Below are 22026 nucleotides of genomic sequence, written 5' to 3' on the forward strand. Positions count from 1 at the left end.
GCCGCGTTGGGCCTTCGAGGACACCGTCACGGAGAACATCATGAGACCGCATCTTGCCATTGCCCTGCTGGCCCTAATGGCCGGCGCGCCGTCCGCCTTTGCCCAGCAGGCCGCTCCATCCAGCGGCGTACCGCCGGTGTCGGAGAACAAGGTCGACACCGACACCTTCACCAAAACGCTGGTCAGTGCCAACCGCTTCGAGATCGACAGCAGCAAGCTGGCCTTGAAGAAGGGCGTCGCGGCCGATGTGAAGGACTTCGCCGAGCTGATGGTCAAGGATCACACCAAGGCCGGCCAGGACTTCAAGGCCGCGCTGGAAAAGAGCCAGACCACGGCATCGGTGACGCCGGAAGGCCAGCCACTGCTGCCCAACGACCAAGCGATGCTCGACCAGCTCAAGGCGATGAATGGCGATGCGTTCCAGGCCAAATACATCACCTTGCAGACACAGGCGCACAAGCAGGCGGTGGCGATGTTCTCCACCTACGCCCAGTCCGGCGACGACCCGGCGCTGAAGGAGTTCGCCAAGAAGACGCTGGATACGCTGAAGATGCACGAGATGCATTTGAAGGATGTGGCGGCGCTGCATTAGGGGAGCGCGGGGCTGGTTGGGCGGAGTCGGCGCCCTACGGCGCGACGGCCGATACCTACCGTTGGCAAACCATTGACGCAAAGTGGCTCTGTGCCTGCGTCCGCCTTGCCCTAAACTGTCGCCACCAACCCATGGAGCCACCCATGCCCAAGATCGACCTTGCCACCGTGCCCATCCGCCAAGGCTCCGGCTACCCCACGCCCTTCGACGCCCCTTGCGCCACCCGCACCCGCCGGCGCCTGGGCGACGCCGGCGGCCTCAGTGATTTCGGCGTCAACCTGATGACACTGCCGCCCGGCGGCTGGTCGAGCCAGCGCCACTGGCACAGCCATGAGGACGAGCTCGTCTATGTGCTGGAAGGCGAGCTGACGCTGGTCGAGGATGGCGGCGAGACGCTGCTCAAGGCAGGCGATAGTGCTGCCTTCGCCAAAAACAGCGGCAATGGCCATCACATGATCAACCGGTCGTCGGTCACGGCGCTCTATCTGGAGGTCGGCTCGCGCAACCCTGACGATGTCATCACGTGCTCCGATATCGACATGATGAGCCCGAGCAGGGATGGGCGGTTCCTGCATAAGGACGGCACGCCTTATCCGGGGCAGGGGTGAGCAAGGCGCCGTTCTTCCTTCTCCCCTTGTGGGAGAAGGTGGCCTCGCGAAGCGAGGTCGGATGAGGGGTGCTCCAGGGAACACCAACGCCTCACTCCGCTGGAACACCCCTCAACCGTATCGGCGCTGCGCGCCGATCCACCTTCTCCCGCAAGGGGAGAAGGAAGAGGCGCTGGCGTTCGTCGGCCACCGCGATAAGCTCCGTGCAAACCAACGGAGCATCACCATGAAAAAAGAAGTCATCGAAGTACCCGTCATGTCGGCCAAGGTGCGCGCACTCGGCTTGCCTTGCTCGACGGCGGTGAGAGCCAACGGCTTCGTGTTCATCTCGGCGACGCCGCCGGTGGACATGGTGACCGGAGAGATGGTGCGCGGCGACATCGAAACGCAGACCGAGGCATCGCTGAAGGCGCTGAAACATTGCCTGGAAGCGGCGGGCACCTCGCTGGAAAACGTGGTGATGGTGCGCATCTACGCCGTCAATTCCGGCTTCTACAACGCCATCAACCGGGTCTATGCCAAGTATTTCAACGTGAACCCGCCGGCGCGGAGTTTTGTGCCGGTGGCGTCCTGGCCGATGGAGTTTGATATTGAGATTGAGTGTGTGGCGGTGGCGTGAGGGGTGCAGGCTAGGCGATTACATTTGACGCTGACCTGCAGCTTGAAAAAGCTGGAAAGCCATCTCCCGTTCTATTTTGATCAGAAAACAAGTTTTTGGTGGATTTATGTACAAGCACGCGGGTAACCTCTCACATCTGTTTTTGGGAGGTATTTAGTGAAGGCGAATGCAATTCCACTGGTGGCGCTCTTCGAAAAGAAGATGCGACTTGAAGTGCCACTTTTTCAGCGTCAATATGTTTGGAATTCTGACCAGCAATGGGAACCTCTCTGGGAGGATATTCAACGGAAGTTTGTTGAATACCTTGAGGGAAGGACAGATTCCCCAGTGCATTTTCTTGGTGCGATAGTCCTCGATCAAAAACAGACCCCGGCAACTCACGTTGAGCGCCGAATGGTTATTGACGGACAGCAACGCCTTACGACGCTTCAAATATTTTTAGTCGCCTTTCGTGACTATTGCAACGCAGTTGGCGCGATAGCTCTTGCTGAAGAATGTCAAAATTTTACGCTGAATAAAGGAATGATGCCCGACCCTGAGGTTGATAAATTTAAAGTTTGGCCAACTCAGCTTGATCGAAAGCCATTTAAAGATGTTGTAGGAGCTGGGTCGCCTGAAAATATCAAAAAGTTGTACCCTCTTACATTTAGAAAATACGCTAGAAAGGCGGATCCGCGCCCTCGTATTGTTGATTGCTACATATTTTTCTATGAGCAGATCGAAGAATTTTTTGCTGGATCCATTGTTGACGAGCCTATCTATGCCGAGATTCCCGTTGAGATGCGGTTGGAGACTTGTTTTCAGGCCCTTAGAAACGCTCTTTTGGTGGTCGCTATCGATCTTGAGCATGGCGACGACGCTCAGGTTATTTTTGAGACGCTAAATGCCCGCGGTCAGCCTCTTCTTCCTGCTGATCTACTGAGAAATTATATTTTCCTACGAGCAGGTCGCCAAAATGAGTCGCAGGAGGCCTTGTATATTAAATACTGGGCTCCGTTTGACGAACAGTTTTGGCGTGAGGCGGTAAGCCAGGGACGTATAAATAGGCCCCGCAGTGATTTGCTCATGCAGCATTTTTTGGCGAGCCAGCAAACTAGAGATATTCCAATCACTCATCTTTATATGGAGTATCGGCACTGGATTGAAAAGACTAGGCCATTTTCTACCGTCGAAAGCGAATTGAATGCTCTTGCAATCGCACGCGACAATTTTGGTCGATTGCTGAGAGCCGATGCCGGTCACCCATATTCGGCTCTTGCCGCACTGCTGAACGCTTTTGATATCGGAACCGCATATCCGTTGATGCTGTTCCTGCTCGAGCAGGATGTTGATGCGGAAGTATTTTATAGCATATGCAAAATTATGGAGTCGTATTTAATACGTCGTGCTGTCTGTGGTATGAGTAACAAAAATTATAACAGAGTTTTTCTTAATCTTACCAGAAATCTTAGGCGAGACGGTATATCTGTACAGTCTGTGATCCAATACCTATCTGAACTTAAGGGAGACTCGGCTGAGTGGCCTGGTGATGATACCTTTTATTCCGCCTGGGAGTCTAAAGAGATATATAATCAACTTAACAATCCACGCCTAACTTATATATTAAAGCGTATAGATGCTCTATATCGTGGAACAAAAGTCGAGGATATCGACGTCAAAGGCCCGCTTACGGTTGAACATATTATGCCGCAGAGCTGGATCGAAAATTGGCCCGTATCCTCGGGGGATGTAGGGTTGACTGAGCACGAACTCTTCGACGCTCCGCCAGATAGTAAGATCGCAGTAGCGACGAGGACCCGAAATTCGCTCGTTCAGACTATCGGAAATTTGACGATTATGACGCAAGCCTTGAATTCGGCTGTGTCCAATTCCGCGTGGTCTGACAAAAAGCCAGAGTTGTTGAAATATTCTCTCCTGCCGATAAATCAGGAACTTCATGAAGCTCTTCTTTGGGACGAAGAAGCGATTTTACTCCGCAGTAAACGACTGTTTTCAAAGGCACTACATCTGTGGCCACGTCAGATGCCTGCCTAGGGGCTGCGGGTTGGCGGGACAGCACTCCCCTCTGGCCTGCCGGCACATTCCCCCTGTTGAACAGGGAGAAGAGAGCCAATCTTCTAAGCAAAATACTCCTGCAGCGGCCTGACCTCCAGGCTCCCTGCCTTCAGCGCCGCAATCGCCTCGGCCACCGCCGCCGCCCCGGACAGCGTCGTATAATACGGCACCTTTTGCATCAGCGTTGCCCGGCGCAGCGACTTGGAGTCCGATACCGCCTTCTGGCCGTCCGTCGTGTTGAAGACGATCTGCACCTGGCGGTTGCGGATGGCGTCTTCGATGTGGGGGCGGCCTTCCAGGACCTTGTTGATCTTTTGCGCGTCGACGCCGTTTTCGGCGAGGAAGCGGGCGGTGCCTGAGGTGGCCAGCACCTTGAAGCCGAGGCCGGCCAGGCGCTTGACTGCGGGCAATATGCCCTTCTTGTCCTCGTCGCGCACCGAGACGAACAGCGTGCCGGAGCGCGGCAGGTCGACGCCGGCGCCTAGCTGGCTCTTGGCGAAGGCCAGCGCGAAGTCGCGGTCGAGGCCCATGACCTCGCCTGTGGAGCGCATTTCCGGTCCGAGCAATATGTCGACGCCGGGGAAGCGGGCGAAGGGGAAGACGGCTTCCTTGACCGCGATGTGGCCGGGATTGCGGGCATCGGGCATGGCGCCATAATGGGCGAAGGCGTCTTCCAGCGTCTCGCCGGCCATGATGCGGGCGGCGATTTTCGCGATGGGACGCCCGATGGTCTTGGCGACGAAGGGCACGGTGCGCGATGCGCGCGGGTTGACCTCCAGCACATAGACCGTGCCGTCCTTGATCGCATACTGCACGTTCATCAACCCGCCGACATTGAGCGCGCGGGCCAGGGCTGCCGTCTGGCGCTCCAGTTCGTCGACCAGCTCCGAAGGCAGCGAGTGAACCGGAAGCGAGCAGGCCGAGTCGCCTGAATGGATGCCGGCCTCCTCGATGTGCTCCAGAATGCCGGAGACGAAGGTCGCCTTGCCGTCGCAGAGGCAGTCGACATCGACCTCGATGGCGCCCGAGAGATAGGTGTCGAAAAGCAGCGGGTTCTTGCCCAGCAGCGTGTTGATCTGGCCGGTCTTGTCGTTGGGGTATTTCTGCTTGATGTCCTCCGGCACCAGGCCGGGCACGGTGTCGAGCAGGTAGCTCTGCAGCATGCCCTCATCATGGATGATCTGCATGGCGCGGCCGCCGAGCACGTAAGATGGGCGCACCACCAAGGGGAAGCCGAGCTCGCCGGCAACGAGGCGGGCCTGCTCGACCGAATAGGCGATGCCGTTCTTCGGCTGGCTGAGACCGAGCTTATGCAGGAGCTTCTGGAAGCGGTCGCGGTCTTCGGCGAGATCGATCATGTCGGGCGAGGTGCCGAGGATCGGAATGCCGGCCTTTTCCAGCGCATCCGCCAGCTTCAGCGGCGTCTGGCCGCCGAACTGGACGATGACGCCGACCAGTTCGCCCGACGCCTGCTCGGCGCGCAGGATCTCCAGCACGTCTTCCGCCGTCAGCGGCTCGAAATAGAGCCGGTCCGATGTGTCGTAGTCGGTCGAGACCGTTTCGGGGTTGCAGTTGATCATGATCGCTTCATAGCCGGCGTCGCGCAGCGCGAAGGCGGCATGGCAGCAGCAATAGTCGAACTCGATGCCCTGGCCGATGCGGTTCGGGCCGCCGCCGAGGATGACGACTTTTTTCCGCGACGAGACCTGTGCCTCGTTGGCCAGCGCGCCGGCAAAGGGCACTTCATAGGTCGAGTACATGTAGGCGGTGGGCGAGGCGAATTCGGCCGCACAGGTGTCGATGCGCTTGTAGACGGGATGGACGTCCAGCTTGTCGCGGATCTTCGCAATCACGTCCGCGTCGGTCTTGGTCAGCGACGCCAGGCGGGCATCCGAAAAACCCATGGCCTTCAGCATGCGCAGATTGACGGCGTCCCCAGGAATGCCGTGCTCGCGGATGCGGGCTTCCATGGCGACGATGCCTGCGATCTGTTCGAGGAACCACGGGTCGATCTTGCACATGGCGTGCACGTCTTCGAGCGAGGTGCCCATGCGGATCGCCTGCGCCACCATGCGCAGCCGGTCCGGCGTCGGCGTGCCCAAAGCGGCGCGGATGGCGTTGCGGTCGTCGGCATGGTTGGCGGTCGCGGCACCATAGCCGAGGCCGGGGATCTCGATCTCGTCGAGGCCGGTGAGGCCGGTTTCCAGCCCGCGCAGCGCCTTCTGCAGCGATTCCTGGAAAGTACGGCCGATGGCCATGACTTCGCCGACCGATTTCATCGCGGTGGTCAGGACCGGCTCGGCGCCGGGGAATTTCTCGAAGGCAAAGCGCGGGATCTTGGTGACGACGTAATCGATCGACGGCTCGAAGGAGGCGGGCGTGGCGCCGCCGGTGATGTCGTTCTCCAGTTCGTCCAGCGTGTAGCCGACGGCCAGCTTGGCCGCGATCTTGGCTATGGGGAAACCGGTCGCCTTGGAGGCCAGAGCAGACGAGCGCGAGACGCGCGGGTTCATCTCGATGACGACGAGGCGGCCATCGGCCGGGTTGACGGCGAACTGCACGTTGGAGCCGCCGGTCTCGACGCCGATCTCGCGCAGCACCGCGAGCGAGGCGTTGCGCATCATCTGGTATTCTTTGTCAGTGAGCGTCAGCGCAGGGGCGACGGTGATGGAATCGCCGGTGTGGACGCCCATCGGGTCGATGTTCTCGATCGAGCAGACGATGATGCAATTGTCCGCCTTGTCGCGGACGACCTCCATCTCATACTCCTTCCAGCCGAGCACGCTTTCCTCGATCAGCACTTCGGTGGTCGGCGAGGCATCGAGGCCGGACTGGACGATGTCGTAGAATTCGGCGCGGTTGTAGGCGATGCCGCCGCCGGTGCCGCCCATGGTGAAGGACGGGCGGATGATGGCGGGCAGGCCGACATGGTCGAGCGCCTGGGCGGCGATCGCCATGCCGTGGCTGATGTAGCGCTGCTTGCGGTCGCCTTCGCCGAGGTTCCAGCGGGTTTCCAGCGCGTCGAGCGCGGCGTCGAGATCGGCCGGCTTCTCGGCCTTGACGGCGGCGCGCTCGGCCTCATGCGTCTTGCGGTCGGTGTTCTTGACGTCGGTGGCGTTGGCCAGCATCGACTTCGGCGTTTCCAGGCCGATCTTCTTCATCGCCTCGCGAAACAGCGCGCGGTCCTCGGCCTTGTCGATGGCGGTCGCATCGGCGCCGATCATCTCGACATTGTAGCGCTCGAGCACGCCCATGCGGCGCAGCGACAAAGCGGTGTTCAGCGCGGTCTGGCCGCCCATGGTCGGCAGCAGCGCGTCCGGCCGTTCCTTGGCGATGATCTTGGCGACGACTTCCGGCGTGATCGGCTCGATATAGGTGGCGTCGGCCAGTTCCGGGTCGGTCATGATGGTGGCCGGGTTGGAATTGACCAGGATGACGCGGAAACCCTCTTCCTTCAGCGCCTTGCAGGCCTGGGTGCCGGAATAGTCGAACTCGCAGGCCTGGCCGATGACGATGGGGCCGGCCCCGATGATCAGGATCGACTTGATGTCAGTGCGTCTTGGCATGGCGAAGTTCCGTTTGGCGGGCGGCTTGCACAAAAAACCGGGACGGGAAGACCCGGCCGGTTGTGCTCGCGATTCTGGTATCAGGCTAGGAGGGCCTTATAGGGAAGAGTTTTGGATGATGTAACCCCGAAAATGAGGGATTGGGCAGTAGGCAATGAGGATTGGGCAGTAGGCAAGCCCTACTGCCCAAGCCCTACTGCCGTCGTCCCGACACCTAGTCCCTAAACGCAATGGTATCCGTGATCTCGAAGCGTTCGGAGACGCCAACGCGGATCAGGTTCAGGCTGCCCTCGCGGGTGAAGCGGAAATCGCCGCGGGCGTCCGAGCCGGCCGGCATGCCGGCGTTGAAGGAGATGACGCGGCTGCCGCCATCGGGCCAGGTCACGGTGATGTCGGCCTTGTCCTTGCCTTTGTGCACGACGGTCGCCGCACATCGCTCCATCGGCTGGCCGACATAGCGCGCGCAAGGGACCTCCACGCTACCCGGGGCAAGAGCTGCGGGCTGCGGGGGCAGGTCGGCGACGGTCTGGGTGTCGACGGCGGCATCCTGGGCGGGCGCTGCGGGGTTGTTTCCGCTCGACGGGGTTGCGGCCGCCGCCAGTGCCAGGCCATAGGCATCCTGCATTGCGGTGGCGGCGGCGGATTTCGCTGGCGTTTCCGGAGCGGCCGGACGGGCCACATCGCCGAGCCGCGCCGTCAGGTCGGGCGGCGGTTGGCCGGACTTGGCAGGGGTCGCGGCCTGTGCTTCCGCCGGCTGGTCGGTGTCTGGCACGGGTGCCGGATTGACGGGAACGAGATAACGCGCCGGGGTCCAGCCAGTGACTTTCGGATTGTCCGAGACAATCTTGCACCATTGATGTCCGTCAATGTCGTTGCAGCCGAGGTTGGTGACGCTCGCACCATTGGCGATGCGGGCCTCGGTCTTGCCGATCGGCGAGGGCTTGGCGCGGACATTGAGCAGGTCGTCGGGCGCTAGGCCGGAGACGACGGAAATGAAGGGTGTGTCTTCGGCATGGGCAGGGACAACGGCCGTAGACGCAGTCAGCAACGACGGAGCGGCGATCAGTGCGTAGAGCGCTGCCCGCAACGCAATTGGGCGTCTCATCACTTGGCTGTCGGCGATCAATTGCATTACCAAAGGCACCGCCAGAACCCGAAAAACGCTGCCGCACGCGAAGCCGGGTTTATAAGCGACGGCGCGGCGCCGTGTCTACAAGCGAGATGTTCACGCCCTTTTCAGCTCGAATGTGAACACAAGCGTTCAGCCCGGCATCAACAAGTTCGGCCTGGCATGAAGCCAGTCCTGAGCGCATGCGCCCATTCCGGCCGTCCCGCCTGTTCGGCCTGGCGCGCCGCCGCCTCGTGGTCGTAGTCGACGGCGATCGCCTCGAAGCGGTCGGGCTGGCCTTCGCCACCCAAGGTGACAATGCCATAGCGCGCATGCGGCGAACCTTGTTCTGAAACATGCGCCGGCGGGGTGTCATCGTCATAGGCGGGGCAGCCGATGCTGCCCGGGTTGAAGATGACGGGGCCATCGGGGACGCGCACCAGCTCCGCCCGGTGGCTGTGGCCGCACAGCGCGATGCGGCAGGTGGGATCGAGTGCCTTCAGCCGCCGCCGGATCGCCGCCAGCGGCGCGCACCAGCTGGCCATCGACGACCGCGTCGAGCAGATACTTTTCGTCATGGTCGGGGCGGGCATGGAAGGCGACGATACCGGGCGCGATCTCCATCGTCAGCGGCTGGGCGAAGAGCACCCCGCGCTGCGCCTCGGTCAACCGCTCCTGCGCATAGACGTCGGACGCCCACATGGTCTCGTCGGCCGGATCGGCGGCGACGCGACGGTCATGGTTGCCGCGCACCGTCGGCAGGTTCAGCGCTTCCAGCCGCTCAAACGTCTCGCGCGGCCACAGCGGACCGGAAACGCTGTCGCCGAGATTGATGGTGAGATCAGCGCCGCCGCGCCGCGCCAAGTCCTCGAGCACGGCGTTGAGCGCCAGGACGTTGCCGTGGATATCGGCGAGGACGGCAATGCGCATGCGGGCTCCGTGGATGATGAATGACTGGTCGGAACGGCTACCCCAAGTCCTGCGAAGTCAGGCCAGCGCTTCGAGGTCGTGGCCGCCGACCGCCGGCAAGGCAGGGTCGTCACCAGCCGCCGCAATGACGCTGTCGAGCAGGCCGGGGAAGCGGGCGTCGAGGTCGGCGCGGCGCAGCGTGATCATGCGGTTGGTGCCGACCACTTCGGCGCAGGTGACCCCGGCCTCGCGCAATTTGGCGAGGTGATAGCTCAGATTGGTCTTCGAGCCGAGATCGAGGAACTGGCTGCAGTTCAGCGGCACGCCTTCCTTGCTGGCAAGGTAGCGCACGATGGCAAGCCGCGTCGGGTCGCCGAGCACGCCAAGCACGATGGGCAGGCTGATCTGGTCCGAATTGGGATGAGGTAACGTCATGGCTGGAACCTAAGCACAGTTCGAGCCGATTTCAACGCGCCGATCAACGCCTGCCCTGCACACTGTTTCTCCATTTCGACCCATACCGAACGACCGTGCTGACACAGGGCTGTCAGGAAGGTTCAGCTATTTTGCCCTGGCTTCATTGACATCATGCCCTGCTATGTCCAATTGTTCAATAACTTTTGAACTAAGGACACACCTCATGGACAAGCGGATATTCTGGCTTGCGCTCGGATCGTTTGCGATTTCGACCGAAGGCTTCGTCATCTCCAGCCTGCTGCCCGATATCGCCAGGGATGCCGGCATTTCCATCCCGCTCGCCGGCACGCTGATCACGGCGTTCGCGCTCGCCTATGCGCTCGGTACGCCGATCCTGGCGACGCTGACCGGCGAATGGGACCGGCGCCGCGTCATCTTGTGGACGCTGGTGTTCTTCGTTGTCGGCAACATCGTCGCAGCCATGAGTTCCTCTTTCGAGGTGCTGTTGATCGCGCGCATCATCATGGCGCTGTCATCGGGCCTGTTTGCGGCTACGGCGCAAGGCACGGCGGTGGCGCTGGTCGATGATCATCACCGGGCGCGTGCCATTGCCGTCGTCGTCGGCGGCACCACCGTGGCGGTTGCGGTCGGCGCGCCGCTTGGTGCGCTGGTGGCGGCCTTCGCCGGCTGGCGCGGCACTTTCTATGCCATTGCCGGGCTTGGCGCGCTTTCCGGCGCCATCCTGTGGTACCGGCTGCCGCGCGGCATCGTCGGCACCAAGCTGCCGCTCAAGCGCAGGCTGGCGGCCGCCATGCGGCCCGGCGTGATGCCGATCCTTCTGACGACATTGCTGGCGCTGACCGGCGCCTTCACCGTCTTTGCCTATGTCGCGCCGCTGGCCATCGAGAGCGGCGGCTTAAGCGAAATCGCGCTGCCCGGCATGCTGCTCGCCTTCGGCGTCGGCGCGGTCATCGGCAACATTGCCGGCGGCCAGGCGGCAGATCGTTTCGGCGCCACCCGCACCGTCGGCTGGTCGCTGACGCTGAGCGCGGCCATGCTGGTCATGCTCTCGGTCATCCCGACCTTCCTGCCGCAGCACATTGCCGGCCCGGCGCTGATGGCGATGATGGTGCCGTGGGGCATCGTCGGCTGGGCGTTCCCTCCGGCGCAGGCCAGCCGCATCATCAGGCTGGCGCCCGATGCCGCCCCGATCGTGCTGTCGCTCAACGGCTCGGCGCTCTATCTCGGCGTGGCGCTGGGCGCGGTGGTCGGTGGTGGCGTGCTGCGCTACGGCGCGCCGGCCGATCTCGGCCTGGTCGCCGCGGCCTTCCCGTTGATCGGGCTTGGCATCGTGCTGGCCGGGCGGATGCTGGCGCGGCCGGTGGCGATGCCTGCCGAATAATCTTCGAAAGCCGTCGGCTGCCTTAGGTGGCCGGCGGCAGGTCAAAATCCAGCTCAGCGATGTCACCGAGCACCGCGCGCAGGCGTTCCGCCTGATCCTTGCCCACCACTGCTTCGAAGCGCTGCTGGGCGACGTGCCAGAGCTTCATTACCTCATCGAGCTTGGCCAGGCCTTGCGGCGTCAGCCGTACCCGCTTGACGCGGCGATCGGCCGGATCGGCGAAGGTCTCGACATAGCCGTCGCGGATCAGCGGCTTCAGCGTGTGGCCGAGTGCCGACAGGTCCATGATCAGGGCCGACGCAATGGCTCCCATCGCCGGCTCGTTGCCGATGCTGATCTGGTAGAGCAGACCCTGCTGCGTGGCCTTCAGGCCCGAAGGCGCCAGCACATCATCATAATATTGGCCGATCTTGCGCGTTGCGCGACGCAGCATGGCGTTGTTGCAGAGCGACAGTCCGGGCAGGGCCTCTTTCGACATGATTGATCCTTGGCGGCGCGGACATGATGTCCGGCTGCTGACCTTCAAATAATCTCCGAAACGCTCATTGACAAGATAGTGGCATATGCCTTCTTCCCAGAAAGTGGCATATGCCACTAATTGAAATCAGACGACTGGCCAGCATGCTGGGCGGATGCCCACGCTGCCGGCGGCGAAGTCGAAACAAGCAATTCGAAACAGAAGGAACAGGATAATGAGTGGACAGACAAACAAGGGCACGGCGGTCGTCACCGGTGCTTCATCAGGCATTGGCGCGGTTTATGCGGACCGGCTGGCAGGGCAGGGCTATGATCTGGTGCTGGTGGCGCGGCGCGCCGACCGGCTCGAGGAACTGGCCGAGAAGCTGCGCTACGCCTACGATCGCAAGGTCAGCTTCATCACCGCCGATCTCTCCAACGACGACGATGTGCGCCGTGTCGAGCGGGTGATAGCAGCCGACGACAGCGTGACGCTGCTCGTCAACAATGCCGGCCTTGGCGGTGCGCAGGTCGTTGCAACGGCGGATGCCGACGTGGCCGAGCGCATGATCAAGGTCAATGTCATCGCCTTGACCCGCCTGACCCGTGCCGTATTGCCGGGGTTCTTGGCGCGCAACCGGGGCGCCATCGTCAACATCGCCTCGGTGCTTGCCTTCGATACCTCGTTCGGCGGCATCTACAGCGGCACCAAGGCCTATGTCGTCAACTTCACCGAGGCTCTGCACCGTGAGGTCGCGGGCACCAATGTGAAGGTGCAGGCGGTGTTGCCGGGCGCGACGCGGACCGATTTCTGGGAACTTGCCGGCAGTGACATCGACCAGCTTCCAAAGGAAATCATCATGAGCGCCGACGACATGGTCGATGCCGCGCTTGTCGGCCTGGCCAATGGCGAAGCCGTCACCGTGCCGGCGCTTGTCGATGCGGCCAAGCTGGACGTCTTCCTCGGCGCCCGGCAGGCGTTTTACGGCAGCCTGCACGCAGACAAGCCGGCGGCCCGCTACGGGGTTTGAGGTAGCAAAGCCTAGGGTTCCTCGCCCTCACGGATGCGGGGGGCGAGGAACCAGGTCCTTGCTTAGACCGTCCGCCACATCGGAATGATCGACGCGGCCAGCACCAGGGCCAGCACGATGTTGAGCGCGCGCCATTGCCTTTCGGTCTTGAGCAACCGGGCCAGCACCATGCCGGCGACGCACCAGACGGATAGTGAGATGGCGGCGGTGAGGCCGAAAGTCGAGCCGAGCAGCAAGGCGAGTTGTCCCGGCCCGTCGGCAAGGGCGGCGAACGAAGCCGCCGCGCCCAGGCCCATTGCCCAGCCCTTGGGGTTCATCCACTGGATGCCGGCGCCGCCCAGGAAACTGTTCGGCTTGGCCATGGTCACGTCGAGATTGGGTGGCCCCGCACGGCCGATCTTGATCGCCAGCCAGAGAAGATAGAGCGAGCCGACCACCTTCATCGCCAGTTGCAACGAAGGCACCGCAAGCAGTAGGCCGGCAAGCCCGGCTGCGGCGGCCCCTGTCACCGTGGCGAGGCCAGCGGCGCTGCCGATCATCAGCGGAACCGACCGGCGAAAGCCGAACTGCGCGCCCGAGGCGGTCGACAAGGTGGTGGCGATGCCGGGCGTGGCGGTGGCCACGAAGGCAAACAGGATCAGCGGCAGGATGGGCTGGAGCATGGGGCGTCCTTTTTTCGGCGGCTCCATGGTAGGCTTGGGCAGGCATCAGTAAATGCAATGTTTGTGATGTCTGGCATTAGCATCTATAATGCTGACATGATCCGCAATCTCGACACGTCTCTGGTGCGCACCTTCGTTACCGTCGCCGACAAGGCCAGCATGACGGCCGCGGCCAACGCGCTGCATCTGACGCAAGGGGCTGTCAGCCAGCAGGTCAAAAGGCTGGAAGAGACGCTTGGCTGCAGCCTGTTCGAGCGCGACCGGCGTGGCTTGCGCCTGACGCGGTCGGGCGAGCGGCTGTTCGACAAGGCCAGGCGCCTGCTCAGCCTCAATGACGAGATCTGGGCCGAGATGGGGGGCAGTGCCGTCGCCGGCCAGGTGCGGCTCGGCGTGCCCTATGATCTGGTCGGCACCTTGCTGGCGCCGGTGCTGAAGGCCTATGCCGAAAACTATCCGCAGGTCGAGATCTCACTGGTCTGCGCCTCGTCGCCGGAACTGGCCTCAGCGCTTGCGGCCGGTACCATCGACCTTGCGGTGATCGAGGAACGGGTCGGCCCAACATCAGGCGAGTGCCTGGCCATCGACAGGCTGGTCTGGGTCGGCGCCAGGGGTGGGGTCGCGCGCGCCAAGCTGCCGCTGCCGGTATCGATCGTTGCCGACACCTGCGCCTTCCGCCCGGTGGTGCTGTCGGCGCTCAACGAGCATGGGCTGGAATGGCGCACCGTGTTCGAGAACGGCAACATCGACGCGACGACGGCGACGGTGCGCTCTGATCTCGCCGTCACCACGTGGCTCGCTTCAACGGTGCCGGCCGATCTTGACATTTTGCCGTTCGATGTCGGCCTGCCGCCGCTGCCGAATTTCGCGATAAATTTGCATTTGCCGAGGCACGGTGTCAGCCCGGCGGCACAGGAATTCGCGCGGCATATCCGCGATGGGTTGGCGCGGCGACCGCAGGCGGCTTGATTATCAGGGTCTCGGCTGTTGCCGAGTTTATTTATCCGATACGCGGTTGCCAGTCCGCTGAAACTCGCCCCGGAACGAGTATGTTCTGGTTCGGCGCGGCTACCGCGACGGGGCTTGCTTTTGCATATATTCCATCCGATCGCGTACGTCGGATTTATGTGTATCAAATATAATGTTATACTGAGCATATTTATTGGGCTTGGGGACTGGTAATGCCGACCGATCGTCGAACCCGTAAGCGTCTCGTCACACGACAAGCCATTTCCGACGCCGCGACGCGTCTGTTCATTGCGCGCGACTTCGATGACGTGACGGTGGACGAGATCGCCGAGGCCGCCGATGTCGGGCGGATGACGGTGTTCAATCATTTTCCGCGCAAGGAGGACATGTTCTTCGACCGCGACGAAGAAGGGCGTGAGAAGCTTCTCAAGGCCTTGCGGGAGCGCGACGTAAATGTCGCTCCAATCGAAGCGATACGTCGGCTCGCGCATCGGGCCGCTACGGAAGAGCAGCCTTACATACGCTTCTTTCCGGGAAGCCAGAACTTCGTGGAGACCATTGAGAAAAGCCCCACTCTGATTGCCCGGGCGCGGGCAATACGCGACGAACTCGCACAGTTCGTGGCGGTGGCACTCGCCGAAAGCGTCGGCAGAAAACCGGCCGATCCCGACGCCCATCTGGCGGCCAATCTGGTCCTGGCGACATGGACCGTGGCTTTCATCCAGGCGCATCGGGTCTATCGCGAGAGCCAGGATGCCGAGAAGGCGAGATCCACCTTTCTCGCAGTTATCGACCGGGGAACAAGAGGCCAGGAAGCCGCCATGGCGGGCACGCCCTACGCCCAGGCAGGTTTGTCTTAGAGCGGACCAGAGTTTCAGCGAGACCGTGCCAAGAAGCTTTGGGCAAGCGCGCCCATGGCAGCGTCAGTTGCCGGGTTTGGGAAGGAGATTCTTCGACGAAAACCACACATCGCCAAAGATGGCGGTGGCGGTGCGGTCTGGCGCCTTATCGCTCGTCAGCCAGATCGAGCGGCTGCGTGTGGCCTGCTCGCGTGTCGGGATCTTCGCCGCAAGATCCGCAAGCGAGGCGCCGAAGCATGGGATGAACCAGGCGCGCATGAACGGATCGCAGGCAAAGCCCTTTTCGGTGCGGGTCACCAGCATTGCCAGCGGGACGCGCTCGGCCGGGCGCCAGGGGAAGATCATGCGACCGCCGGGGCGCAACGCCTTCAGCCATCCGGCCGGCGGGGCGACGACGCCGGCATTGACATAGATGATGTCGGATGGCGGCAAGGGCGTGGTGACGGCATCGGCATGGACGACGGTCGCATTTGGATAGGCTTCGAGATTTTTGCGCGCCAGCTCGGCCAGGCTCTCGTCCAGCTCGAAGGCGGTGACGCTGCCGCCTGGTGAAACCAGTCTTGCCAGCAAGGCGGAGTAGTAGCCGGTGCCGGCGCCGATATGGGAGACGACCTCACCGGGTCTCAGTGCCAGCTTTCCAATCCATGTGGCGTGCAGGAACGGCTCGCCATTGTTGATGCCCTTGTCGGCATCGAGCGCCACCAGCACGTTCTGGTAGACATGGGCCGGGTCGGCGCTCGGCGTGGTGATCTTGCCGTTGCCGGCGACGATCGTCCACGGTCCTGGGCCGAGGAAGGCTTCGCGCGGGACGCTGGCGAACACCTCTTCCAGGCGCGGATCGGATGAGGCCGCATTGACCGCCATCAGCCGCGCGTAGAATTTCCTGATGTCTTCGATCTTGCTCATGGCGGGGAACAAGATAGCGCGATTTTCCGATTTGTCGCGAGGCCAGGTCTTCCGATTTCTCGTCGGGGAGGACCTCAGCCGACCCCGAACATGGTGTCGTAGAGCAGCTTGAAGTTGAGCACGAGGATGATCGCCGCAACCACCCAGGCAAGTGCGGCGACGCCACGTGGAATGGCGAGGTTGCCCATCTTCTTCTTGTCGGAGACGAACTGCACCAGCGGCACCACCGCGAAGGGCAGCTGCATCGACAGGACAACCTGGCTGAACACCAGCAACTGACCGGTGCCCTTTTCGCCGTAGAGCGCGGTGACCACCACAACCGGGACGATGGCGAGGCCGCGCGTCAGAAGCCGGCGCGCCCAGTTGGGGATGCGCAGGCGCAGGAACCCTTCCATGATGATCTGGCCGGCAAGCGTTGCCGTCACCGTCGAGTTCAGGCCCGACGCCAGCAGCGCCACGGCAAACAGGATCGAGGCGATGCTCAAGCCCAGCAGCGGCGACAAAAGCTCGAAGGCCTGGCCGATCTCGGCGACATCCTGGTGGCCGGTGTCGTGGAAGGCGACCGCCGCGACGATCAGGATGGCGGCATTGACGAACAGCGCCAGCATCAGGGCGATGGTGGAGTCCGTCGTTGCCCATTTGATCGCGTCACGCTTGCCCTTTTCGGTGCGTTCATAGGCGCGGGTCTGCACGATCGAGGAGTGCAGATAGAGATTGTGCGGCATGACCGTGGCGCCGATGATGCCGATGGCGATGTAGAGCATTGCCGGGTTGGTGACGATCTCGGACGACGGCACGAACATGGCGTGCAGGATCGTGCCGGCCGGCGGAGCGGCGACGAAGATCTGGATGGCAAAGCAGCTGAAGATGATGATCAAAAGCGCGATGACGAAGGCTTCGAGATAGCGGAACCCCTTGTTCATCAGGAGTAGCACCAGGAAGGCGTCGAGCGCGGTGAGCATCGCGCCGCCGATCAGCGGAATGCCGAACAGGAGCTGCAGGGCGATCGCGGTGCCGATGACTTCGGCGAGGTCGCAGGCGATGATGGCGAGCTCGCAGGCGATCCACAGCACGAAATTGACGGGACGGGGATAATAAGCGCGGCAGGCCTGGGCGAGATCGCGGCCGGTGGCGATGCCGAGCCGGGCGGCCAGCGCCTGCAAAAGGATCGCCATCAGGTTCGACAGCATGATGATGAAGAGCAGCGTGTAGCCGAACTGCGCGCCGCCGGCGAGGTCGGTCGCCCAGTTGCCCGGATCCATATAGCCGACCGAGACCATGTAGCCTGGTCCCATGAAGGCGAACAGCCGACGGAACCAGACGCCCGAACTCGGCACCGCGATGGTGGAATTGACTTCGCGCAGGCTGGGCTGGTCGTCCTCGTCCTGTCTGGCGAACCGCCATGAGGACCTGGGGGCTGAGGCTTCTGCTTCTGACATGGAAACGCTTTCCGCGACTTCTGAGGAATATCGACAAGCTATGCCACGGCTCAACATTATGCAATAGGCTATATTTCATTGTCGGTGCTTTTTATCTGCCGTGCGGCGGCGGGTGCGAAAGGGGGAATCGGAAACACCGGTTGTGCCTGTGGGGGAATGCAAATAAACGGCCTGAAGAATCAGAGCCCGTGCTATAAAAGCAGCGATGGCTAGACTGCCGAGGAGGAGCGCGCATTGGCGCTGAAGAACAGACCGGTCCCGCGCGAGCCGCTGCCTGACGCCGATGTCCATTCGGAAGGGTTCCGGCAGCAGCGCCAAGCGCGCCGCAGCGCGCTGGTCGAGGACTATGTCGAGCTGATCGCCGATTTGATCGAGGACGGCAACGAGGCGCGCCAGGTCGATATCGCCGCACGGCTCGGCGTCGCCCAGCCGACGGTGGCCAAGATGCTGACCAGGCTGTGCGCCGATGGGCTCGTTTCCAGAAAACCCTATCGCGGTGTGTTCCTGACCGATGCCGGCCGCAAGGTGGCGGAGGAAAGCCGCATCCGCCACCAGACGGTGGAAGCCTTCCTGCGTTCGCTCGGCGTCAGTGCCGAGACGGCGCGCATCGATGCCGAGGGCATCGAGCACCATGTCAGCGCCGAGACGCTGGACGCTTTTCGCAAGGCGATGACGGCGCCGCGCTGAAGCTGGCGAATGTCCCGACCGACAAGCCGCTGGAACCGCCTGATGTTACGCACGTTGCTCCTGAGATCGCGCGATTGTGCGCGCCAAGGGAGGAAGCAATGGGCATCGAACAGGCACCGACCGCAAAGGGCAAGCAGGCCGCCAAGGGATTGCAGCAGGCAGCGGCCAAGGACGAGCGCAAGACCGAGGCCGAGACCGGTCATCCCCTGAAGAAGGGTGCCGCCCGTTTCGAGGAACGCTCGAAAAGCTCCGACGGCAAGAGCGCCGGCGCCAAGCAGAAAGACTGAGGCCAGGTCGATATCAGCGCTTATCGGGGCAAGCCGTCTGCGGGGATGCGCCTGGATGCAACGATCGAGGCATGCTCACTCGCGCACATCCTGCACCCAGCTTCTGGGGTGGCCGTCGACGCGGAACTGGAAGATGAAATAGGGCGGGATGCAGGTGCCTTCGCCGGGTTTTGCCTCGGGCAGATCGTCATAGCCGGCGGTGCAGATATAGTCCTCGCGGCAGGGATGCGCCTTGTCGCAGGCGCGCAGGCCGGCGGTCTTGGTGAATTCCTTGGTGCAGAATTTGTGGTCCTTGCCGGATGCGATGCAATCGTTGAAGCCGGTCTTGGCGAGGCGCCCGCAACTCGCCTCGTCGGGAAGCTTGTCGCAGGTCGTCTTGCGCAGCATGCCGCCGGGAAAGCCGCCGGTCTTCTGTTCGGGGTTGTCGTAGCGCTGGCGCGCCGCACCATAGCCGGCGAGCTTGACCACCGGTTTCTTGTCGCGCGCGGGGTCGATGGCGCATGCCTTGGCTGTGGCCGGCGACAAGCGGCAATACTGGTCATTGCCCCAGGTCGACATCTTGATCTCGCCGAACTCGACCGGGTCGCCGACCGCTGTGCCCTTCTCGCTGACGCAGGTGCCGAAGCCTGGATGGATGGCGCTTTCATGGACGCCGGCGCAGCGCAGGCCAGCGCCGCAGGTCCAGTCCTTGAAGCTCTCATCCGTGCCGCGATAGCAGATCGAGCCCCAGCCATTGTAGAGGTCGGTGCCCTTCAGCGCCTCGGCGTATTTCTGGTCCGGACGAGCGGCGAAACCTTTGGTGAAATCCGGCTGGCCGCCGGCGGCGAACTGCTCGACGATGGCGCGGCGGCGCGGCAGGTCGGCGAAGAACACCGCCGAGCCCGGCACGAAAACGGCGTTGCGGCGCGGCTCGCTGGCCGGATCGGCGCCGGTGTAGTGGAAGCCGGCAATGCCATGCGTCTGGTGGCAGCCGGTACAGGTCATCTCATTGAGTCGCAGATCAAAGCCGGCGACCGACTTGATGGTGGCGAGCGTGTTGCCCTTGGCGACGTAATCCTTCAGCGCCTTGTCGATGTCGGCATCGTCGACCAGCCCGTAGGCAATGTTGTTCTGCGACCGGCTCAAGCCGCCGGGCGCGACGGAAACAGCGCTCTTGGCCAAGAACTTTTCGTCGATGACCAGCCGGCCATGGTCGAGGTCATAAATGTTGCGGTCGGTGAGCAGCCATTTCGCGAAAGCCAGCTTATCGGCCAGTACCGTTGCCCGGTCGATCTGGTTCTCCATCTTCGCTTCATAAAAGCTTGAGCTGGCCGGATCCCATTTGAAGATCTTCAGGAGGTATTCCGCATGGCCGCCGAAATCGCGCCGCGTCGAGGCCGACAGGCGCAGCACCTGCATGTTGAGTTCCAGCCGCATGATCTGCGAGGAATTGAGCATCGCGCCCGACAGCGGCCCTTCGTCGGAGCGCAGCCATGCGGCAAGCTGTTCGGGCGGCAGGTCCTTTTGCCCGGCGGCAAGCCAACGCTTGGCGATGTCGGCGCAGGACGCATCGGTGGTACCAGGCAAATCCTTCGCGGCGCGCGCCTGCGCCTTCCCGGGCTTTGCATTGAACACCAGGCTCATGGTCAGCGGCAGGCGCGAGGAGATGCGCTGCCCGGTCTTTCCCCCGATTGGCTTGCCCTTGGCCGGCTTTTCCGCGACCGAATAGTGGAAGCGGTAGATCAGCCGGATCTCGCCGCATTCGGTATGGCCGAGATAGCCGCGATCCATGCGGTTGACGACGCCGGTCAGGTCGAGCGTCGAGCCGTCGTCGTCGATGTATTTCGGGTTGAACTTCTGGCTGGTGTCCTTGGATCTGGCCATGGCGGCGACGTAAGGGTCGGGGCTGCTCTTTGGCTCGTCCGATATTTCCTGCTTGACCGTGTCGCGCACCGTGGCCAGCGCCGGCACTGAGAACAGGCCGCGATTGTCGACGTCGCGGGTAAGACCGAGCGCGGGGCCGAGCAGCCGGCTGATCGACAGGCCGCCGCGCTCCAGGGCTTGCAAGGTTGCCGGATCGGTGACGGCAACGCTGGAATCGAGCGTGACCGCGCGGGCGCTTGCCAGACCAAGGCTAAGCAGCGCAGCGAGCAGCGACAGGAATTGACCGACCGTCTTCAGCCTCATGCCCCTTTGTTTGCGGCGATGCTACAGGCCTTCGCGTGTGTCGGCCAGTGCACTGGAGCCATCACGCCGGCGTCGGCCCGGTGACGAAAAATGCTGTGACTTGCCGCAACCATTGGGATAATTGTTTGTTGGGTTGAGCCGGCATGCCGGAGCAACGAGGAAGTTTGCAGCGCGAGGAGTTGCCATGCTCTGGAGAGGCCGTCGTCAGAGTGACAATATCGAGGACGACCGCAGCGACAGCGGTGGCGGCGGTATCGGCGGCGGTGGTGGCGGGTTCCAACTTCCCATCGGTGGCCGTACCGGCGGCGGCGGAAGCATACTCCTCGTCATCCTGGTGGTGATCGCCGGATGGTATTTCGGCTTCGATCCCTCGGCGATCCTGGGCGGTGGCGACGGCGGCCTTCTGCCGGGCGGTGGCGGCCAGGTCACCGACAACAGCGGCGGTGGCCAGGACAGCGGCGCGGGTGCGCCCGCCAATGACGAGATGAAGCAGTTCGTGGCCACCGTGCTGGCCGAGACCGAGGACACTTGGACCGGCATCTTCAAGTCGCAAGGCCTGACCTATGAGAACCCGAAGCTGGTGCTGTTCAGTGGGCAAATCCGCTCTGCGTGCGGGTCTGCTTCCTCGTCGGCCGGGCCTTTCTATTGTCCAGGCGACCACAAAGTCTATCTCGACATGACCTTCTTCCAGCAACTCGACCAGCAGTTCGGCGCCTCGGGCGAGTTCGCGCGCGCCTATGTCATTGCGCATGAGGTCGGCCACCACGTGCAGAACCTGACCGGTATCATGGGCAAATTCAACCAGATGCGGCAAGGCATGAGCGAAGCCGATGCCAACCAGCTGTCGGTGCGCATCGAACTGCAGGCCGACTGCTTCGCCGGCGTCTGGGCGCACTTCACCGCCCAGAAGGGCATATTGGAGCAGGGCGATTTCGAAAGCGCGCTGAACGCCGCCAAGCAGATCGGCGACGACACGCTGCAGAAGAAGATGCAGGGCTATGTCGTGCCGGAAAGCTTCAACCACGGCACCTCGCAACAGCGCCAGACCTGGCTGGCGCGCGGCTACAAAAGCGGCAAGCTGTCGGACTGCAACACGATGACCGGCCCGCTTTAAGCACGACTGTTTGGAAATTCTACTCCGGCGGCCATCTAGCGGCGTTTTCTGCGCTTCCGGTGCTCACGTACTTTAAGTACGCTCCGCTCCGGTTCTCGAAACCACCACTATCTGACTCGCCAGAGCGAATTTCGAAACAGTCTCAGGCCAGCGTTTCCAGGATCCTGATCTGATGG

At 62.4% G+C, this 22026-nt stretch carries 19 protein-coding genes and 1 pseudogene; 11 read left to right on the top strand and 9 right to left on the bottom strand.

All coding sequences use genetic code 11. The annotated features are described in order from the left end of the window. The first annotated feature begins 40 nt into the window (after positions 1 to 40). The 4 genes from ACZYHG_RS14685 to ACZYHG_RS14700 all read left to right on the top strand — a co-directional run bounded on the left by ACZYHG_RS14685 (position 41) and on the right by ACZYHG_RS14700 (position 3853). Positions 41 to 592 carry a DUF4142 domain-containing protein gene (locus ACZYHG_RS14685; RefSeq protein ID WP_464614395.1) on the top strand — a complete coding sequence of 184 codons (552 nt, stop codon included), beginning with the start codon at positions 41 to 43 and terminating at the stop codon, positions 590 to 592. A 143-nt stretch (positions 593 to 735) separates the two neighbouring features. Further along, positions 736 to 1200 carry a cupin domain-containing protein gene (locus tag ACZYHG_RS14690; protein WP_464614396.1) on the top strand — a complete coding sequence of 155 codons (465 nt, stop codon included), beginning with the start codon at positions 736 to 738 and terminating at the stop codon, positions 1198 to 1200. 226 nt (positions 1201 to 1426) lie between these two features. After that, entirely contained in the window at positions 1427 to 1819 is a 393-nt protein-coding gene (locus ACZYHG_RS14695) for a RidA family protein (protein ID WP_464614692.1), read from the top strand. A gap of 156 nt (positions 1820 to 1975) precedes the next feature. Next, positions 1976 to 3853, top strand: coding sequence for a DUF262 domain-containing protein (locus ACZYHG_RS14700; protein WP_464614397.1), 1878 nt, complete (start codon positions 1976 to 1978; stop codon positions 3851 to 3853). Positions 3854 to 3936: 83 nt separating this feature from the next. On the opposite strand, the gene carB is transcribed toward ACZYHG_RS14700, so the two are convergent. The 4 genes and pseudogenes from carB to ACZYHG_RS14720 all read right to left on the bottom strand — a co-directional run bounded on the left by carB (position 3937) and on the right by ACZYHG_RS14720 (position 9892). Further along, positions 3937 to 7440 (bottom strand): carbamoyl-phosphate synthase large subunit, encoded by a 3504-nt coding sequence (carB, locus tag ACZYHG_RS14705; protein WP_464614398.1) that lies wholly within the window; start codon positions 7438 to 7440, stop codon positions 3937 to 3939. Between the two features lie 214 nt (positions 7441 to 7654). After that, positions 7655 to 8545, bottom strand: a complete 891-nt coding sequence (locus ACZYHG_RS14710; protein ID WP_464614399.1) for an SH3 domain-containing protein — start codon at positions 8543 to 8545, stop codon at positions 7655 to 7657. 167 nt (positions 8546 to 8712) lie between these two features. Then, positions 8713 to 9478, bottom strand: a pseudogene (locus ACZYHG_RS14715) (metallophosphoesterase family protein). A 57-nt stretch (positions 9479 to 9535) separates the two neighbouring features. Beyond that, the gene (locus ACZYHG_RS14720) at positions 9536 to 9892 is read right to left on the bottom strand and encodes an ArsR/SmtB family transcription factor (RefSeq protein WP_464614400.1); all 357 of its coding nucleotides are present in this window, start codon (positions 9890 to 9892) and stop codon (positions 9536 to 9538) included. A 205-nt stretch (positions 9893 to 10097) separates the two neighbouring features. On the opposite strand from ACZYHG_RS14720, the gene ACZYHG_RS14725 reads away from it, so the two are divergent. Next, positions 10098 to 11276 (top strand): MFS transporter, encoded by a 1179-nt coding sequence (locus ACZYHG_RS14725; RefSeq protein WP_464614401.1) that lies wholly within the window; start codon positions 10098 to 10100, stop codon positions 11274 to 11276. A gap of 22 nt (positions 11277 to 11298) precedes the next feature. On the opposite strand, the gene ACZYHG_RS14730 is transcribed toward ACZYHG_RS14725, so the two are convergent. Next, the gene (locus ACZYHG_RS14730; protein WP_464614402.1) at positions 11299 to 11754 is read right to left on the bottom strand and encodes a MarR family winged helix-turn-helix transcriptional regulator; all 456 of its coding nucleotides are present in this window, start codon (positions 11752 to 11754) and stop codon (positions 11299 to 11301) included. 214 nt (positions 11755 to 11968) lie between these two features. On the opposite strand from ACZYHG_RS14730, the gene ACZYHG_RS14735 reads away from it, so the two are divergent. After that, positions 11969 to 12763 carry an SDR family NAD(P)-dependent oxidoreductase gene (locus tag ACZYHG_RS14735; protein ID WP_464614403.1) on the top strand — a complete coding sequence of 265 codons (795 nt, stop codon included), beginning with the start codon at positions 11969 to 11971 and terminating at the stop codon, positions 12761 to 12763. A 62-nt stretch (positions 12764 to 12825) separates the two neighbouring features. Here ACZYHG_RS14735 and ACZYHG_RS14740 read toward each other — a convergent pair whose 3' ends face one another. Further along, complete coding sequence (locus tag ACZYHG_RS14740; RefSeq protein ID WP_464614404.1) at positions 12826 to 13425, bottom strand: LysE family translocator; 600 nt, start codon at positions 13423 to 13425, stop codon at positions 12826 to 12828. Positions 13426 to 13482: 57 nt separating this feature from the next. On the opposite strand from ACZYHG_RS14740, the gene ACZYHG_RS14745 reads away from it, so the two are divergent. Next, positions 13483 to 14391: a LysR family transcriptional regulator gene (locus ACZYHG_RS14745; RefSeq protein ID WP_464614405.1), complete on the top strand. Its 909-nt coding sequence runs from the start codon at positions 13483 to 13485 to the stop codon at positions 14389 to 14391. Positions 14392 to 14603: 212 nt separating this feature from the next. After that, positions 14604 to 15251 carry a TetR/AcrR family transcriptional regulator gene (locus tag ACZYHG_RS14750; protein WP_464614406.1) on the top strand — a complete coding sequence of 216 codons (648 nt, stop codon included), beginning with the start codon at positions 14604 to 14606 and terminating at the stop codon, positions 15249 to 15251. Positions 15252 to 15314: 63 nt separating this feature from the next. On the opposite strand, the gene ACZYHG_RS14755 is transcribed toward ACZYHG_RS14750, so the two are convergent. Together ACZYHG_RS14755 and ACZYHG_RS14760 are read right to left on the bottom strand one after the other, a co-directional pair. Beyond that, a complete protein-coding gene (locus ACZYHG_RS14755) occupies positions 15315 to 16157 on the bottom strand; it encodes a protein-L-isoaspartate O-methyltransferase family protein (RefSeq protein WP_464614407.1) in 843 nt (280 codons plus the stop codon). Positions 16158 to 16231: 74 nt separating this feature from the next. Next, entirely contained in the window at positions 16232 to 17596 is a 1365-nt protein-coding gene (locus tag ACZYHG_RS14760; protein WP_464614408.1) for an Nramp family divalent metal transporter, read from the bottom strand. A gap of 234 nt (positions 17597 to 17830) precedes the next feature. Here ACZYHG_RS14760 and mntR point away from each other — a divergent pair, with 234 nt between their 5' ends. Both mntR and ACZYHG_RS14770 read left to right on the top strand, forming a co-directional pair. Further along, positions 17831 to 18283 (top strand): manganese-binding transcriptional regulator MntR, encoded by a 453-nt coding sequence (gene mntR / locus ACZYHG_RS14765; RefSeq protein WP_464614409.1) that lies wholly within the window; start codon positions 17831 to 17833, stop codon positions 18281 to 18283. Positions 18284 to 18381: 98 nt separating this feature from the next. Next, positions 18382 to 18570 carry a hypothetical protein gene (locus tag ACZYHG_RS14770; protein ID WP_464614410.1) on the top strand — a complete coding sequence of 63 codons (189 nt, stop codon included), beginning with the start codon at positions 18382 to 18384 and terminating at the stop codon, positions 18568 to 18570. A 75-nt stretch (positions 18571 to 18645) separates the two neighbouring features. Here ACZYHG_RS14770 and ACZYHG_RS14775 read toward each other — a convergent pair whose 3' ends face one another. After that, entirely contained in the window at positions 18646 to 20736 is a 2091-nt protein-coding gene (locus ACZYHG_RS14775) for a hypothetical protein (protein ID WP_464614411.1), read from the bottom strand. 184 nt (positions 20737 to 20920) lie between these two features. Between ACZYHG_RS14775 and ypfJ the strand changes: the two genes are divergently transcribed. Further along, the gene (gene ypfJ / locus ACZYHG_RS14780; RefSeq protein ID WP_464614412.1) at positions 20921 to 21850 is read left to right on the top strand and encodes a KPN_02809 family neutral zinc metallopeptidase; all 930 of its coding nucleotides are present in this window, start codon (positions 20921 to 20923) and stop codon (positions 21848 to 21850) included. Positions 21851 to 22026: the final 176 nt, after the last annotated feature.

The organism is Mesorhizobium subarcticum (assembly GCF_055456085.1).

Coding starts and splice junctions, on each gene's coding strand:
- ACZYHG_RS14745 (WP_464614405.1), top strand. CDS start 13,483: ATGTTTGTGATGTCTGGCATTAGCATCTATAATGCTGACATGATCCGC.
- ACZYHG_RS14720 (WP_464614400.1), bottom strand. CDS start 9,892: ATGACGTTACCTCATCCCAATTCGGACCAGATCAGCCTGCCCATCGTG.
- ACZYHG_RS14730 (WP_464614402.1), bottom strand. CDS start 11,754: ATGTCGAAAGAGGCCCTGCCCGGACTGTCGCTCTGCAACAACGCCATG.
- ypfJ (WP_464614412.1), top strand. CDS start 20,921: ATGCTCTGGAGAGGCCGTCGTCAGAGTGACAATATCGAGGACGACCGC.
- ACZYHG_RS14770 (WP_464614410.1), top strand. CDS start 18,382: ATGGGCATCGAACAGGCACCGACCGCAAAGGGCAAGCAGGCCGCCAAG.
- ACZYHG_RS14690 (WP_464614396.1), top strand. CDS start 736: ATGCCCAAGATCGACCTTGCCACCGTGCCCATCCGCCAAGGCTCCGGC.
- ACZYHG_RS14710 (WP_464614399.1), bottom strand. CDS start 8,545: ATGAGACGCCCAATTGCGTTGCGGGCAGCGCTCTACGCACTGATCGCC.
- ACZYHG_RS14695 (WP_464614692.1), top strand. CDS start 1,427: ATGAAAAAAGAAGTCATCGAAGTACCCGTCATGTCGGCCAAGGTGCGC.
- ACZYHG_RS14760 (WP_464614408.1), bottom strand. CDS start 17,596: ATGTCAGAAGCAGAAGCCTCAGCCCCCAGGTCCTCATGGCGGTTCGCC.
- ACZYHG_RS14750 (WP_464614406.1), top strand. CDS start 14,604: ATGCCGACCGATCGTCGAACCCGTAAGCGTCTCGTCACACGACAAGCC.
- ACZYHG_RS14755 (WP_464614407.1), bottom strand. CDS start 16,157: ATGAGCAAGATCGAAGACATCAGGAAATTCTACGCGCGGCTGATGGCG.
- carB (WP_464614398.1), bottom strand. CDS start 7,440: ATGCCAAGACGCACTGACATCAAGTCGATCCTGATCATCGGGGCCGGC.
- ACZYHG_RS14725 (WP_464614401.1), top strand. CDS start 10,098: ATGGACAAGCGGATATTCTGGCTTGCGCTCGGATCGTTTGCGATTTCG.
- ACZYHG_RS14685 (WP_464614395.1), top strand. CDS start 41: ATGAGACCGCATCTTGCCATTGCCCTGCTGGCCCTAATGGCCGGCGCG.
- ACZYHG_RS14775 (WP_464614411.1), bottom strand. CDS start 20,736: ATGAGGCTGAAGACGGTCGGTCAATTCCTGTCGCTGCTCGCTGCGCTG.
- ACZYHG_RS14740 (WP_464614404.1), bottom strand. CDS start 13,425: ATGCTCCAGCCCATCCTGCCGCTGATCCTGTTTGCCTTCGTGGCCACC.
- ACZYHG_RS14735 (WP_464614403.1), top strand. CDS start 11,969: ATGAGTGGACAGACAAACAAGGGCACGGCGGTCGTCACCGGTGCTTCA.